The organism is Telluria sp. AZSoR62 (assembly GCF_058111565.1).
On the sequence record NZ_JBYTST010000001.1, the window covers coordinates 126,087 to 141,616 of the forward strand.

The window sequence follows — 15,530 nt, forward strand, 5'->3', positions numbered from 1 at the left end:
AAGGAAGACCATGACCATCGCAGCCAGCAATCCCCTTCTCGATTTTTCCGGCCTCACCCGTTTCGACGCGGTCAAGCCCGCGCACGTCACGCCGGCCATCGAACAGCTGATCCAGGAAGCGTCCGAGGTCGTGACCCGATTGGAAACGCCAAGCGACACGGTCACCTGGGACAGCTTCGTGGTGCCGCTGGAAGAAGCCACCGAACGCCTGGGCCGCGCCTGGGGCGTGGTCAACCACCTGAACAACGTCATGGACACGCCCGAGCTGCGCGCGGTCTACAACGAGAACCAGCCGAAGGTCACCGAGTTCTGGACTTCGCTCGGCCAGAACGAGGCGCTGTTCGCCAAGTACAAGCAGCTGCGCGCCGCCGCCGACTACGACAGCCTGAGCCCCGCGCGCAAGAAGATCGTCGACAACGCGCTGCGCGACTTCCGCCTGGGCGGCGCCGAGCTGCCGGAAGAGCGCAAGCAGCGCTTCGCCGAGATCCAGGAACTGCAGGCCGCCACCTCGACCCGCTTCTCGGAAAACGTGCTGGACGCAACCAACGACTACAAGCTGCTGGTGGAAAGCGAAGCGGAGCTGGCCGGCGTGCCGGACGACGTCAAGGCCGCTGCCCGCGCCGCGGCCGAGAAGGACGGCAAGGCCGGCTGGCAGTTCACCCTGCACTTCCCGTCCTACTACCCGCTGCTGCAGTTCTGCGACAACCGCTCTTTACGCGAAACGATCTACCGCGCCAGCGCCACCAAGGCTTCGGACGCCGGCATCATGTTCACCGAGCTGGAAAAGTGGGACAACTCGTCCAACATCGTGAACCTGCTGCGCCTGCGTAACGAAGAAGCCAAGCTGCTCGACTACGGCAGTTTCGCCGAAGTCTCCCTGGTGCCGAAAATGGCGCAAAGCCCGCAGCACGTGATCGAATTCCTGGAAGACCTGGCCAAGCGCGCCCGTCCCTTCGCCGAAAAAGACCTGGAAGAGCTGCGCGCCTTTGCCCGCGACGAACTGGGCATTGCAGACATGCAGTCCTGGGACGTGGCCTATGCTTCGGAAAAGCTGCGCGAGAAGCGCTACGCCTTCTCCGAAAAGGAAGTGAAGGAATACTTCCCCGAGCCGAAGGTGGTGGCCGGCCTGTTCACCATCATCCAGGACCTGTTCGGCGTGGCCATCCGGCCGGACGAGGCGCCCGTGTGGCACCCGGACGTGCGCTTCTTCCGCATCGAGCGCGACGGCGACTTGATCGGCCAGTTCTACCTCGACCTGTACGCCCGCGAAGGCAAGGGCCAGGGCGCCTGGATGGACGACGCGCGCGGCCGCCGCCTGGCCACGGGCGGCATCCTGCAGACCCCGATCGCCTACCTGACCTGCAACTTCACCCCGCCGGCCACGATCGACGGCAAGCTGCAGCCTTCGCTGTTCACCCACGACGAAGTCATTACCCTGTTCCACGAATTCGGCCACGGCCTGCACCACATGCTGACCGAAGTCGAGGAACTGTCGGTGTCGGGCATCTCGGGCGTGGAATGGGATGCGGTGGAGCTACCGTCCCAGTTCATGGAAAACTTCTGCTGGGAGTGGGACAAGCTGCAGCAGATGACCGCGCACGTCAAGACCGGCGAGCCGCTGCCGCGTGCCTTGTACGACAAGATGCTGGCCGCGAAGAACTTCCAGTCCGGGATGATGACGCTGCGCCAGGTCGAGTTCTCGCTGATCGACATGCACCTGCACTACGACTTCGATCCGGAGAGCCAGCGCAGCGTGCAGGAGCTGATCAACGAGGTGCGCGAGAAGTTCTCGGTGCTGATCCCGCCTGCCTTCAACCGCTTCCAGCACTCCTTCGGCCATATCTTCTCGGGCGGCTATGCGGCCGGCTACTACAGCTACAAGTGGGCCGAGGTGCTGTCGGCCGACGCCTATGCGGCCTTCGAGGAAGCGCTCATCGGCGGAAACCTGCAGGAAACCGGCAAGCGCTTCCAGCGCGAGATCCTGGCCATGGGCGGCTCGCGCCCGGCGCTGGAATCGTTCAAGGCCTTCCGCGGGCGCGAACCTTCGATCGATGCCTTATTGCGCCACAGCGGCATGAACGGTTGAGCCTTGTTTGACTTAAACCCGGGGCGGCCATGTGCCGCCCTGTATATTTCTACCCACCATGACGCGCATCGACTTCCATACCAATATCCCCGACAAGCTGGCCTATGCCTGCCGCCTGGCGCGCAAGGCCTATGCCGCCAAGGCCAAGGTCGTCGTCCTGGTCGACAGCGCGGCCCAGGCCGAGACGCTCAATGCAGCGCTGTGGACGGTGTCGGATACCGATTTCATCCCGCACGTCTTCGCCGATGATCCACTCGCGCCCGTGACGCCCATCATCGTCACCGTCGATGAGGCGGCCGAGCTGCCGCACCACGACATGCTGATCAACCTGACGCGACGTACGCCCGCGAAGCTGGATGCCTTCGCGCGCGTGTTCGAGATCATCTCGCTCGACGAAGACGACGCCGCCGCCGGGCGCCAGCGCTATTCGGCCTACAAGAAGCAGTCCTATCCCCTGACCCACTTCGTCGCAGGACAATCATGAACGAGCATCCCGCATTCGATCCGAGCATCCCGGTGCTGACCGAAGTCGTGAACGAGCCGGCGGCGCCGGCGGCGAGCGAGCCGGAGGCCCAGCAGCTCGAACGGCGCGCCCATGAGCGCTGGACCGGCGAGGAATGGAGCGTGCTGGAACGCCGCGTGACCGAGCGCGTGCTGCAGCAGCTGCAGGGGCGGGTCGACTTCGTGCTGGAGCAGCGCGTGCGCGATGCGATGGCCGATGCGATGCAAAGGTCGCTCGAGCGCTTCAGTGCGGATTTGCGGGAAGGCTTGCACGAGGCGCTGGGGGAGATCGTGTCGCAGGCCGTGGCGCAGGAAATCACCCATCTCAAGACGCTGGGCGGTTGAACGCGTGAAAAACGGCGTTGCGTGCATATCCACTGTGAGTTGAACGCGTGGGCAGAATCTGCCCACCCTACGATGCGCGGCAAATCTGATCGAATCCGCTAAGATTGCACTCTCTGCAATCCTTTCAGCGGCTCCAGTGAACCGAAAGATCCTCATCGCGGCCCTTGCAGGCGCCGGCATCGTCCTGGCGGGCACCGCCCTCTACTACACCGACCTGGTGCAGCGCCAGCCGGGCGCCCCCATCGTGCTCACGCCCAAGGCCGCGAAAACCACGCCCTTCTGGCCGGCCCGCGTCACCCAGGTCGCCGGCGACGGCATCCCCGGCGCCGTGGACGGCCCGGCGGCAAAGAGCCGCTTCAGCGACCCCTTCGGCGTCGCCGTCGACAGCCGCGGCAGGATCTTCGTTGCCGACGGCGGCGACAGCAACCGCATCCGCAGCATCGCCCCGGACGGCACCGTGGCTACCTTCGCCGGCGGCCGCGAAGGCTACGCGGACGGCGCCGGCACGGCAGCGGCCTTCCACACCCCGTCCGCCCTCGCCTTCGATCACCAGGGCATGCTCTACGTGGCCGACACCGGCAACCACGCCATCCGCAAGATTGCACCCGACGGCGTAGTGACCACGCTGGCCGGCAACGGCGTGCGGGGCGAAGCCGACGGCATCGGGCGCGCGGCCGGCTTCAACGGCCCGGTCGGCCTCGCGGTGGACGCCGCCGGCATCGTCTACGTGGCCGATACCTATAACGACCGCATCCGCCGCATCGCCCGCGACGGCAGCGTGAGCACGGTCGCCGGCAGCGGCAAGCCCGGCCTGGCCGACGGCCCTGGCGCGGCCGCCGCTTTCGACACCCCCAGCGCGATCGCGGTGGCCCTGGACGGCACGCTGTATGTCGCCGACACCGGCAACCACGCCATCCGCAAAATCACCCCCGACGGCGTCGTGACGACGGTCGCCGTCCCGCCCGAGGGCGAGCGCCGACCGGTGCTGCGCCGCCCGGTCGGCCTGGCGCTTACGCGCGACGGCTACCTCTACATCGCCTCCGGCTCCGGCGGGCGCATCCTGCAGCTCACCCCGGAGGGCGAGTACCGCGCCCTGCTTGATGCCGACGTGCCGCCTTCCGGCGATGGATTCGGCCCCGACGGCACCGTGCAGCTCTACGGCCCGCGCGGCATCGCGGTCGAGCCGGCGGGCAGCCTGGTGGTGGCCGATGCGCAGTCGCATCGCGTGGAGCGCCTGGCGGTGCCGCGGGCCGGCGAGGCGGCCCCCGCCCGTCCGCAGCCGGTGGCGGTGCGGCGCACGGCGCCGATGCCCTGGCCGGTCGGGCCGCAGGACATGGCGCACGAAGTCGTGGGCGTGATGGGCGAGGTGCGCGGCAGCTATAACGGCGACAGCCGCGACCACTTCCACGCGGGCCTGGACGTGCGCGCCGACGTCGGCGCGCCGGTGCTGGCCGTGGTGCCCTCGAAGGTATCGGATCCGCTCGCGAACTGGGGCTTCGATTCGCTCAGCGAAGGCATCAGCCTGGGGCCGCTGTCCTATATCCACATGCGGGTCGGGCGCGATGCCCGCGGCAAGCCGCTCGATCCGCGCTTCCAGGTCCAGCTCAGGGAAGAAGGCAAAGGGCGCGGCAAGGCCGAGCGCGTGCGGGTGCCGCGCGGGACCCGCTTTGCCGTGGGCGACCCGATCGGCACCATCAATGCGATGGCCCACGTCCACCTCGACTATTACCAGGGCGGCGCGGTAGTCAATCCGCTCACCCTCCCCTTCGTCGGCTTTACGGACACGGTGCCGCCGCGGGTCAACAGCATCGCGCTGTTCGACAGCAGCGGCAAGCGCCTGCGCGCGAAAAAACGCGAACCGCTGCGGGTGCCGCGCGCGCTGGGCGAAGTCGACGTGGTGGTCGATGCCTGGGACCAGGTGAATGGCAACCTGGCCCGGCGCCGCCTGGGCCTGTACAAGCTGGGCTACCAGCTGCTGCGCGCCGACGGCTCCCCTGTGCCTGGCTACGAGCGGCCGCTCATCACGCAAGTCTACGACCGCCTGCCGCGCAACCCGGATGCGGTCAAGCTGGTCTACGCCGCCAACAGCGGCATCACGGTCTACGGCAGCAAGGCCACCCAGTTCGCCTACGCCCTCAACAACCGGCTGCACGATGGCGAAGTGAAAGCCGGCCGCTGGCAGGTGGGCGCGCTGGCGCCGGGGGACTACATCCTGCGCATCCATGCGGCCGACTACGCCGGCCAGGTCGCGGTCGAAGGCCGCGACCTGCCGCTCACGATCGAGTAAGCCCCGCGGAACATTTCGGCCAGATCGGCGTCTACCGGGGAGCGCCTCCGCACGGGAACCGGAGGGGGCCGGGGAGACCGCCATGGACCGATACGACGTACTCATCGCGGGCGCCGGGCCGACCGGCCTGGTGCTGGCGCTGGCGCTGGCAAAACAAGGGGTCAAGGTCTGCATCGTCGACAAGACCGCGGGGCCTGGCACCACCTCGCGCGCCATGGCCGTGCATGCCCGCACCCTCGAGCTCTACCGCTGCCTCGGCATCGCCGACGAGGTCGTGGCGGCCGGCAAGCCGAACACCGCCATCAACCTCTGGGTCAAGGGCAAGCGCCGCGCCCAGCTGGCCTTCCAGTCGGCCGGCACGCGCCTGACGCCTTATCCCTTCGTGCTGATCTATCCGCAGGATGCGCACGAAGCCCTGCTGGTGCGCCACCTGGAAGCGCTGGGCATCGGGGTAGAGCGCAATACCGAGCTGGCCGACTTCGAAGACCGCGGCGAGACGATCGTCGCGCGCCTGCGCCGCAACAACGGCAACGACATGCAGGTCGAGGCGCGCTACCTGGCCGGCTGCGACGGCGCGCGCTCGACTGTCCGGCGCAGCCTCGGCACCGGCTTCGCGGGCGGCACCTACGACCACCTGTTCTACGTGGCGGACGTGCAGGTGCATGGCCCGGCGGTCAACGGCGAGATCCACGCTTCGCTCGACACGGCCGACTTCTGCATCCTGCTCTCGTACAGCGACGACGGGCGCGCGCGCCTGATCGGCACCGTACGCGACGAGCGCGCCCAGCATCCCGAGAGCCTCGGCTTCGACGACGTCAGCCACCGCGCGCTCTCCAGCCTGGGCATCGGGGTCGATGCGGTGCACTGGTTCTCGACCTACCGCGTGCACCACCGCGTCACCGACCACTACCGGCGCGGCCGTGCCTTCCTGCTGGGCGACGCCGCCCACGTGCACAGCCCGGCCGGCGGCCAGGGCATGAATACCGGCATCGGCGACGCCCTTAATTTGGGCTGGAAGCTGGCGGCCGTGGTGCGCGCCGAAGCGCCCGACAGCCTGCTCGACACCTACGAGCCGGAACGGATCGCCTTCGCGCGCAAGCTGGTGGAAACCACCGACCGCATGTTCTCCTTCATTACCGCCGAGGGCAATGTTGCCGACTTCGTGCGGATGCGGATCGCGCCGATGTTCGCCAGCGCCGCCTACAGCGTAGGCCCGGCGCGCGAGCAGCTGTTCCGCCTGCTGTCCCAGACCATGATCAGCTACCACGACAGCCCCCTGAGCAGCGGCACGGCCGGGCGCGTGCGTGGCGGCGACCGGCTGCCCTGGGTGATGCGCGAAGGCCAGGACAACCATGCGGCGCCCGACACGATCGCCTGGCAGGTGCATGTGTACGGCCAGGCCTACGACGACCTGCGCGCCTGGTGCGACCGCCATTGCATGCTGCTGCGCGAGTTCGACTGGGGCAGCGAACACGAAGAGGCCGGGTTCGCGCGCAATGCAAGCTACCTGCTGCGGCCCGACGGCCATGTGGCCCTGTGCGACCCGGGCGCCTCGGCGCAGGCCCTGGAAGACTATTTCTGCGATCTCGACTACCACCGCTTCCGCGTCTGCCCGCCTAGACAGGCTGCTCTATGACCGGCGCATAAAAACGGGATTCCCGCCATTTGAATAGGTAGACAGTCATGTCTAGATAGTCTATTGTCGAGGCACCACCTCTTCGACAAGGACTTGTATGTTCAAACGTTTCGCCGCGACCCTGCTGCTGGCCGCCACCGCCCTCCCCGGCCTGGCCGCCGACCTGCCCGCTTACCCCTTCATCCACGTTGGCGCCTCCGCCAGCCTCGGCGTGCTGCCCGACACCGGCGAGATCGACTTCGAGATCGTCTCGGCCGAAGCCGATGCGACGGCCGCGTGGCAGCAGGTCACGCAGCAGCTCGAGGCCAGCCGGGCGCTGTTCGCCGGCCATGGCATCGCGGCGCAAGACGTGAGCGTGCAGGACATCCTGCGCCGTCCGCGCAAGACGGAAGTAGCGGGTGAGGCGCCGCCGCAGATGGACACCCGGGTCGCGGTCAACGTCACCGTGCGCGACCTGGCGTCCTGGTCGGCCATGATGAAGGCCTTGATGGCGATGCAGAACATCGAATCGCTGGCCGTCGCCTTCAGCCGCAGCGACCGCGACAAGATCGAAGCGGAACTGGTCACCCAGGCGCTGGCCCATGCCAGGACGAAGGCGCAGAACATGGCGCGCGGCATCAAGGCCAAGCTGGGGCCGGTCACCGGCGTGTCGCTGGGCGCCTTGAAAAACCTGTCGAATGCGATGGGGATGGCGACCGAGCCGCACGGCCGCTATGCGGACGGCGGCGGCGAGCAGCCGCGCGACCTGAGCCTGGTGGCGGCCATGACCCTGGCCCAGGGTGTGGACGTGATCTACCGGATCGGCCGCTAAGGCCGCGGCCCGGCGCACAAGTCTGCCGAGACCCCTTTGCAGGGTCAAGAAACTGTTATACCTTTTACCGTGGAATTCTCGCACCCCGCGACAGCGGCCCGGTACTCGACACCACGGAGAAACCCCATGCAGCTCGGAAACAAGCTTATTGCGCTGGCCGCCGCACTGGCAGCCGCAGGCGGCGCCCAGGCGCAGCAAGTCGTCAAGATCGGCCACGTCGGCCCGGTGTCCGGTCCGAATGCCCACCTCGGCAAGGACAACGAGAACGCGGCGCGCATGGCGATCGACGAACTCAATGCCAAGGGCTTCGCCATCAACGGCCAGAAGGTCAAGCTGCAGCTGCTGGCCGAGGACGACGGCAGCGACCCGAAGCAGGGTACCGCGGTGGCGCAGAAACTGGTCGACGCCAGGGTCAACGGCATTGTCGGCCACCTCAATTCGGGCACCACGGTACCGGCGTCGAAGATCTACCACGACGCCGGGCTGGTGCAGATCTCGCCTGCCACCACGGCGACCCAGTACACGAAGCAGAGATTCCCCGGCGCCTTCCGCGTGGTGGCCAACGACGCCAAGCTGGGCGGCACGCTGGGCAAGTACGCCGTCGAGACCCTCAAGGCGAAAAACATCGCCATCATCGACGATCGCACCACCTACGGCCAGGGCGTCGCGGCCGAATTCGCCAAGGGCGCCAAGGGCCCGGGCGTGAAGATCGTCGCCAGGGAATTCACCAGCGCCACGGCCACCGACTACACCGCCATCCTGACCTCGATCCGCGCGAAAAAGCCCGACCTGGTCTTCTTCGGCGGGATGGATTCGGTGGCCGGCCCCATGCTGCGCCAGCTGAAGGCGCTCGGCATCGAAGCCAAATTCATGGGCGGCGACGGCATCTGCACCGAGGCGCTGGGCCGGCTGGCCGGCCAAGCCATCGGCGAAGGCAAGGTGGTGTGCGCCGAAGCGGGCGGCGTCAAGGGCCCGCAGGAGCAGGTCATGCAGGATTTCCGCGCCCGCTTCAAGCAAAAGACCGGCGCCGAGGTGCAGCTCTACGCGCCTTACGTGTACGACTCGGTGATGGTGATGGCCGCCGCCATGCAGGCGGCGAAATCGGCGGAACCGGCGAAATACCTGCCCGAGCTGAAGAAGATCCGCCACCAGGGCGTGACCGGCACCATCCAGTTCGACCCCGCGGGCGACATCCTGAACGGCGCGCTGACGCTGTTCACCTACAAGGGCGGCAAGCGCACGCGGATCGACGTGATCCGTTAAGCGCGGCAAACGCCGATAAAAAAGCGCGCCATGCTCACGCAGGCGCGCTGCTCATTCGGGCAGGCAGCTTACTTCTGCACCAGCACCCATTTCACCAGGCTGCGGGCTTCGGCCTCGCTCACCTGCGGGTTGGCCGGCATCGGGACCGGGCCCCAGACACCTGCACCGCCCTTCATGACCTTCTGCACCAGCTTGTCCTCGGCGCCCTTCTGGCCGTTGTACTTGGCCGCGACGTCCTTGTAGGACGGGCCGACCAGCTTGTTGGCGACCGCGTGGCAAGCCATGCAGTTCTTGGCCTTGGCCAAGTCCGCCTGGGCGTACGCGCTGGTGGACGCGAAGGCCGACATCACCACACACAACAACAAAGACCGTTTCATTTGTTTCTCCAGGTTCATGACAATCTTATTTTACCGTGATTCGTGACAAGGTCACGCAGGGATACACTCTGTAACGAGAGCGCAACGGCTGGGCTCCGCAAACCCCCATCCCTTGACAAATTTTGCCACACGGCATCATTTTGTTTGTACTATGGATGCCTGAAGGAGTCTTCCATGCCGCTGATTGTGCTCATTGCCGCCCTCTGCGGGCTGCGTTTTTTTGAAGTATGGCGTTTTGCCGACCTGTCCTGGTGGTACATCGTCGGGCTGATGGTGTTCGCCTTCATCTGGTTCGAGTTCATCGAAAAGCTGTTCGGTCTCGACAAAAAGAAGGAACACAACGTGCAGTCGAAGCACCGCGAAGCGCGCGTCAAGCAGGCTTTCGACAAGCGCCGCTGAGCCGGCATCACGGCTCGCAGGATGTGTTGTGTGATATGTTCGGCATATCACCGGGCCCAACCCATATATCCTGCGTATCAATGACACCCGAACTGCGCCAGCTCCGCCATTTCCTCACCGTCGCCGAAGAACTGCATTTCGGCCGCGCCGCCGAGCGGCTGCACATGACGCAGCCGCCGCTGTCCCAGAGCATCGCCAACCTCGAAGAGCTGCTCGGCGCCCCGCTGTTCCTGCGCAACCGGCGCCAGGTCGCGCTCACGCCGGCAGGCAGCGCCCTGCTGCCCGAAGCACGCCGCATCCTCGACGATACCGCCCGGCTGCCGGAACTGGTGCGCCGCGTGGCCGGCGGCGAAGCCGGACGCCTGACCCTGGCCTTCGTCTCCACCGCCGACTACAGCGTGCTGCCCGCCATCCTGCAGCGCTACCGCGCCGCCTTCCCGGACGTGGCCCTGGTGCTGCGCGAAGCGACCTCCGACGTGCAGGCCGGCGAGCTGCTGCACGAGCGCATCGACGCCGGCTTCGTCATCCCGCCGCTGCCCGGCAAGATGGACGCCACCATCGACTACGTGAAGCTACTGGAAGAACCCCTGATCCTGTGCGCCCCCGCCGGCCTGGATGCCCTGAACGCCAAGGGACCGGTGCGCCTGCGCGACCTGCCGCCGCTGCCGCTGGTGATCTTCCCGCGCGCCGTGGCGCCCGCCCTGCATGACGCCATCCTGGCCTGCTTTCGCGCGGCCGGCGTCACCCCCGTCATCGGCCAGGAAGCGATCCAGATGCAGACCATCGTCAGCCTGGTTTCCGGAGGCATGGGATTGGCACTTGTGCCACAATCCGTGTCGAACCTGATGCGTGCGGGCGTAGAATACCGCGCCCTGGTCGACCCCACGCCGCTGGCCGAAACGGGCCTGGCCTGGCGCCGCGACAATCCGTCGCCGGTCTTGCGGGGCTTTTTGGATTTACTGAGGAAGAACTGATTATGCTGGTACACCCGAACCCGGACCCGGTCGCCTTTTCGATCGGGCCGGTCGACATCCATTGGTATGGCCTGATGTACGTGGTGGCCTTCGGCCTGTTCCTGGCCCTGGGCCGGCTGCGCATCCGCCAGCCGCACATCGCCGCGCAGGGCTGGAAGGCCGAAGACCTCGACGACATGCTCTTCTACGGCATGCTGGGAGTGGTGCTGGGCGGGCGCCTGGGCGAAGTGCTGTTCTACCAGCCGGCCCACTTCTTCGCCAACCCGCTCGAGATCTTCAAGGTCTGGCAGGGCGGCATGTCCTTCCATGGCGGCTTCCTGGGCGTGCTGGTGGCCATGGCGCTGTGGGCGCGCAAGGCCAAGCGCAACCTGCTCGACGTCTACGACTTCATCGCCCCGATGGTGCCGCTCGGGTATGCGGCGGGCCGCCTGGGCAACTTCATCAACCACGAACTGCCGGGCCGCATCGCCGACCCGAGCCTGCCCTGGGCCATGCTGTGGCCGGGCGTCGAAGGCCCGCGCCATCCGTCGCCGCTGTACCAGATGCTGCTGGACGGGATCGTTGTCTTCATCATCCTCTGGCCCTACGCGCGCAAGCAGCGCCCGCGCCTGGCGGTGGGCGCGATGTTCACCCTGCTGTATGGGTGCGCGCGCTTCACCACCGAATACTTCCGCGTGCCGGACTGGGAAATTACCGTGGCCGGCATTCCCGTCACCTCGGGCCAGGTGCTGTCGCTGCCGATGATCGTCGGCGCCCTGGCGATGCTGGCCTGGGCTTACCGCCAGGCGCCGGGCCGCCCGGTCCACGCATAAATCTAGGCGGGCGCCAGCGCCCGCTGCAGCTCTTCCAGCGTGGCCGGCTTGGTCAGGTGCAGGGCGAAGCCTGCGCCGGCGGCCTGCGCCACGTCGGCCTGCTGGCCATAACCGGTGAGCGCCACCAGCCGCAGCGCCGGCCACCGTTCGCGCAGGCGCGCCGCCAGCGCGTAGCCGTCCATGTCGGGCAAGCCGATGTCGAGTACGGCCACGTCGAGCGCGTGGCGGCCCGCCTCCACGATTGCCTCGGCGCCCGTTCCGGTGACTCGCACGACGTGCCCCAGGTGTTCCAGCAGCGCGCAGGTGGCAGCCGCCGCATCGGCATTGTCGTCCACCAATAGCACGCGCAGGCCGCTTCCTTGCGGCGCCTGCGCCGCATCCTCGCCGGGCGCCGCCATGGCGCCGAGCGGCAGCACCACCGTGAAGCAGCTGCCCTTGCCCTCCCCTTCGCTGGTGGCGGCCACCGTCCCGCCATGCAGCTCGACGATCCGGCGCACGATCGCCAGGCCCAGTCCCAGCCCGCCGGTATGGCGCGCCAGCGGCTGCGGGGCCTGGAAGAAGGGATCGAATACGCGCCCGAGCATCGCGCGGCTCATGCCCACGCCGCGGTCGCACACGGCCAGGTGCGCGCTGGCGCCGTCGACGGTCAGCGCCACGCGGGTGCTGTCCTTTCCGAAGCGCGCCGCATTCGACAGCAGGTTGTTGAGCACCTGCGTCAGGCGGCTGTCGTCGCCCTGCACCCAGGCGTCTTGCGGCACCGATGCCTCGATCGGCGCACCGGGGAAGCTCGCCACCACCTGGCGCACCACCTCGGCCAGGTTCACGGGCCGCAGCTCGATCCGCAGCTTGCCGCTGGTGATGCGCGAGACGTCGAGCAGGTCGTCCACCAGGCGCTTGAGGTGATTGACCTGGCGCCGCAGGATGCTGCGCTCGCGCTGGCTCGAGGCTTCGTTGCGCAGGTCCATCAGGTCGAGCGAGGCCACGATGGGGCTGAGCGGGTTGCGCAATTCGTGTCCGAGCATGGCGAGGAATTCGTCCTTGACCCGGCCGGCGTCGCGGCTGTCGAGCAGAGCCTGCTCGAGCGACGCCAATAGCCGCGAACGCTCTTGCTCGTGTGCGTCGCGCTGCGCGGCGGCGTCCTGCAGCGCGCCTCCCATCTGGTCGATCTCGGTGATGCGCGAGGGCGCCACCGCCACCGGCAGGCCCGCGCCCAGGTCGGTGCTGCCCTGCTGCAGGCTGCGGAAGGAACGCACGATACGTCCGGACAGGAAGGTGGCGATCAGGGCGCAGGCCAGCAGCGACGCCGCCAGCCCCGAGGCGTACAGCACGATGCCGGGCAGCGAGGCGCGCGCCATCGCCGAGGTGGGGATGCCGACCGCCACCGCCCATCCGTAGCGCGAGCGGGTATAGGCGGCATCGACCGGCGCGCCCTTGTGCGAGGTGGTCTGGCCCACCGCTTCCGGACCGCCATCGCGCATCAGGCGCAGCAGCGAAGGATGCGGCTGCCTGCCGACCGCCTTGTCCTGGCCGGCAGAGCGCGCGACGATGTGGCCGGCGCCGTCGAGGATGGCGATCACCGAGTTGGGCGGCACCTTCTGGCGCTCGATCACGCGCAGCATGCGGTCCGGCTGGATGACGGCGGTGAGGATGTAGCGGCGGCCCGCCTTGTCGGTGATGGGTACCCGCACCGGGAAGGCGGCGGCGCCGCGCGGACCGACGGCGATGTCCCCGGCGACCGGGGTGCGGCTGCTCAGTGCCCGCCGCAGGCTGGCCGGATCGGCGATGGCGCCGCCGGCGCTGCCGAAGGGCGCGGCGGTACGGAACAGGATGGCGCCGCCGGCGTCGGTGAGGATCACGGTCCGCCATGCCGGCTGGGCCGCCGCCTGGGTGCGGGCGATGTCGTAGAAGCCGCGCAGGTCGCCCACTTCCATCGCGGGCGTGCGCGCCATGCTGGTGAGGGTCGATGCCGCCCCGTCGAGCTCCGCGTCGACGGCGCTCGACAGCGCGCGCGCCAGGTCGAGCAGGGACCGTTGCTGTTCGCGCTGCTGGTATTCGCTGACGAGGTGCAGGCCCCAGACGCCCATCAGCGCCAGCGGCAGCAGGCCCACTGCGGTCAGCAGCACCAGCAGGCGCCGGAGCGAAACGGTGGAGCCCTGGCGCAGCAGCAGCATGGAATGCCCGTCTGTCAAAAAGACATTATAGGCATGGATGGGCCGGAACCGCCGGAATTGATGACGAAGCTGGCCGAAGAAGGCAGGGAACGGCCGCCGCCAGCTTATTCGTCGAATTCTTCCGCGAGGTTCTTCCAGCCGCGGCTCTTGGCGAAGGCCGCGAATTCTTCCGGCGCTTCCAGCACGATCACGCGGCTTTCCTGCAGGCCCGGATCGCTGTGGCCGAAGTCCGGTCCCTTGTAGCCGAGCGAGCGCAGGCGCTCGACGATGGCCTTGGTCAGCACCGTGTCTTTATAGGCGCCCGGGTCGAGCTGGACCTTGAAGTCCACGTACACGTCGATGATCCCGTAACCCTCGTCGAAGATGCGGATCGCTTTGACGTCCAGGGTACGGCCGTTGCTGTCCTTGGCCTGGAAGGCGCCGGACAGTTCAATGTCGGAATCGGTAGTCATGGGGGCAAGCATACCACCGCTGCGCCGGTGTCACGAATCGCGCACGCGTCGCCCGCTTTTTTCACACGGCCGCGCCGATCGCTTTCCGGGGCCGATATCGAGCAAACACGGCATAAATACGCGTGATGCCGTTTTGCCAGAACGCTTTCCTGCGCTCAGTAAACTCTGCGATGATTAACATGATGATGAAGGTTCCTACCAACATCGTGAAGCGGGTACGCCAGTCCGAGGGCGGCCAGGGCACGATCGCCGTCAATAACTGGGCAACCGGCAGATGCAGCAGGTAAATCGTAAATGTTGCGCCTGCAAACCATTGTATCGGCCTTTCCATGGGGGTCAGGAAGCCTCCCAGAATCTTTGAAGCCCACACGAATCCAATCAGATTCGCGGCGAATAATATTCCGACCACATAGCGTGCATAGAGCTCGTGGCCGGCATAGTCGACCGGCGACGGTAGTGCCGCAAGCCAGGTCCGGCCATAAAGATGGTAGATGCTGTACCCGCCTACCGATATCGCAAGCAGCATCAAGCCAAGCTCCGGTCGTACCACTCCCCGGGTAGCGTAACGATAGGCGGCATAACCGAGCAGCCACAGTGGAAACAGGACGAGAATTTTCGAGCCCACGATGCAGCAAACCAGCAAGGCTGTCAGCAAGCGGGTTTTACCACGCAGGAAGTAAATGACTGCAAACAGGATGTAATACCAGACTTCGAACGACAGCGACCAGTATGGAAGCATGGAGCCGATGGAGATCGGTGCAAACCAGGTCTGATTGATGAAAAGTACGCCCGATATGAATTGCCGCACAGGCTCGCTGTCCTGATAGCCCCAGCTTGCCGAATACAACTCAGGTGATACCATCTTGCCCACGGTGTCGAACAGAAAAGTCAGCAATAAGGCGGGGAGCGCGACCGAATAGATCCTTGCAGCCCGAGCGATTGCGAAGGAGGCAATATCCGATTGGCGCCTGGCCATGACATATGCAATGACGAATCCCGACAGGACAAAAAACATGATCACCGCATCGTCCATGAAGTCACTGAATTTCCAGAACAAGCCATCGGTGAAACGCTTGCCGGACAAATGACCAAGGAATACGACCATCGATGCGCTAAACCGGACGAGATCGAGGTAAAGGGATGTTTCGCGGTTCATAGTCGTAGCCGGCAAGGCTCCAAATTGTGTAAAGGTGTCTCAATACAAGGGACTGCACCCAAGGTATGCAACGTTGTTACTCCAGCCATGCGGGCAGCATCCAGTCAGCCCTCTCCACCTGCATGTCCACTCTGCACCAAGGGCAAGGCTTCTTTCTGCCTCACGCTCGGTTGGGCACATTGCTTTGCTGGCCCAGACGTGCTGGCTTGAGTCTGCGGATGCATTGCAATTAAGTCATGTTATTTTATCTATATTGAGCA

14 protein-coding genes are annotated in these 15,530 nt (G+C 66.4%); 10 read left to right on the plus strand and 4 right to left on the minus strand.

Translation table 11 applies throughout. The features are described from left to right. Window positions 1-10 precede the first annotated feature (10 nt). The 7 genes from AC3XQU_RS00575 to AC3XQU_RS00605 all read left to right on the plus strand — a co-directional run bounded on the left by AC3XQU_RS00575 (window position 11) and on the right by AC3XQU_RS00605 (window position 8,929). Window positions 11-2,086 carry a M3 family metallopeptidase gene (locus AC3XQU_RS00575; RefSeq protein WP_489872181.1) on the plus strand — a complete coding sequence of 692 codons (2,076 nt, stop codon included), beginning with the start codon at window positions 11-13 and terminating at the stop codon, window positions 2,084-2,086. A 58-nt stretch (window positions 2,087-2,144) separates the two neighbouring features. Next, a complete protein-coding gene (locus AC3XQU_RS00580; protein ID WP_489872182.1) occupies window positions 2,145-2,570 on the plus strand; it encodes a DNA polymerase III subunit chi in 426 nt (141 codons plus the stop codon). After that, a complete protein-coding gene (locus tag AC3XQU_RS00585) occupies window positions 2,567-2,932 on the plus strand; it encodes a DUF2486 family protein (protein ID WP_489872183.1) in 366 nt (121 codons plus the stop codon). Before AC3XQU_RS00580 ends, AC3XQU_RS00585 begins: the two co-directional genes overlap by 4 nt. A 136-nt stretch (window positions 2,933-3,068) precedes the next feature. Continuing rightward, a complete protein-coding gene (locus AC3XQU_RS00590; RefSeq protein WP_489872184.1) occupies window positions 3,069-5,219 on the plus strand; it encodes an NHL repeat-containing protein in 2,151 nt (716 codons plus the stop codon). 82 nt (window positions 5,220-5,301) lie between these two features. Beyond that, on the plus strand, window positions 5,302-6,855 hold the full coding sequence (locus AC3XQU_RS00595; protein WP_489872185.1) for an FAD-dependent oxidoreductase: 1,554 nt from the start codon (window positions 5,302-5,304) through the stop codon (window positions 6,853-6,855). 97 nt (window positions 6,856-6,952) lie between these two features. After that, on the plus strand, window positions 6,953-7,666 hold the full coding sequence (locus tag AC3XQU_RS00600) for an SIMPL domain-containing protein (protein ID WP_489872186.1): 714 nt from the start codon (window positions 6,953-6,955) through the stop codon (window positions 7,664-7,666). Between the two features lie 126 nt (window positions 7,667-7,792). Further along, entirely contained in the window at window positions 7,793-8,929 is a 1,137-nt protein-coding gene (locus tag AC3XQU_RS00605; RefSeq protein ID WP_489872187.1) for a branched-chain amino acid ABC transporter substrate-binding protein, read from the plus strand. A gap of 68 nt (window positions 8,930-8,997) precedes the next feature. On the opposite strand, the gene AC3XQU_RS00610 is transcribed toward AC3XQU_RS00605, so the two are convergent. Then, window positions 8,998-9,306, minus strand: a complete 309-nt coding sequence (locus tag AC3XQU_RS00610) for a c-type cytochrome (protein ID WP_489872188.1) — start codon at window positions 9,304-9,306, stop codon at window positions 8,998-9,000. A gap of 174 nt (window positions 9,307-9,480) precedes the next feature. Here AC3XQU_RS00610 and AC3XQU_RS00615 point away from each other — a divergent pair, with 174 nt between their 5' ends. The 3 genes from AC3XQU_RS00615 to lgt all read left to right on the plus strand — a co-directional run bounded on the left by AC3XQU_RS00615 (window position 9,481) and on the right by lgt (window position 11,491). Continuing rightward, window positions 9,481-9,705 carry a TIGR04438 family Trp-rich protein gene (locus AC3XQU_RS00615; protein ID WP_489872189.1) on the plus strand — a complete coding sequence of 75 codons (225 nt, stop codon included), beginning with the start codon at window positions 9,481-9,483 and terminating at the stop codon, window positions 9,703-9,705. Between the two features lie 80 nt (window positions 9,706-9,785). Then, entirely contained in the window at window positions 9,786-10,679 is an 894-nt protein-coding gene (locus AC3XQU_RS00620; RefSeq protein ID WP_489872190.1) for a LysR family transcriptional regulator, read from the plus strand. Between the two features lie 2 nt (window positions 10,680-10,681). Beyond that, entirely contained in the window at window positions 10,682-11,491 is an 810-nt protein-coding gene (lgt, locus tag AC3XQU_RS00625) for a prolipoprotein diacylglyceryl transferase (protein WP_489872191.1), read from the plus strand. Window positions 11,492-11,493: 2 nt separating this feature from the next. On the opposite strand, the gene AC3XQU_RS00630 is transcribed toward lgt, so the two are convergent. The 3 genes from AC3XQU_RS00630 to AC3XQU_RS00640 form a co-directional block, all read right to left on the minus strand. Then, window positions 11,494-13,662 carry a hybrid sensor histidine kinase/response regulator gene (locus AC3XQU_RS00630; RefSeq protein ID WP_489872192.1) on the minus strand — a complete coding sequence of 723 codons (2,169 nt, stop codon included), beginning with the start codon at window positions 13,660-13,662 and terminating at the stop codon, window positions 11,494-11,496. Between the two features lie 104 nt (window positions 13,663-13,766). Next, on the minus strand, window positions 13,767-14,114 hold the full coding sequence (locus AC3XQU_RS00635) for a hypothetical protein (RefSeq protein WP_489872193.1): 348 nt from the start codon (window positions 14,112-14,114) through the stop codon (window positions 13,767-13,769). Between the two features lie 61 nt (window positions 14,115-14,175). Continuing rightward, window positions 14,176-15,270, minus strand: a complete 1,095-nt coding sequence (locus AC3XQU_RS00640; RefSeq protein ID WP_489872194.1) for an acyltransferase family protein — start codon at window positions 15,268-15,270, stop codon at window positions 14,176-14,178. Window positions 15,271-15,530: the final 260 nt, after the last annotated feature.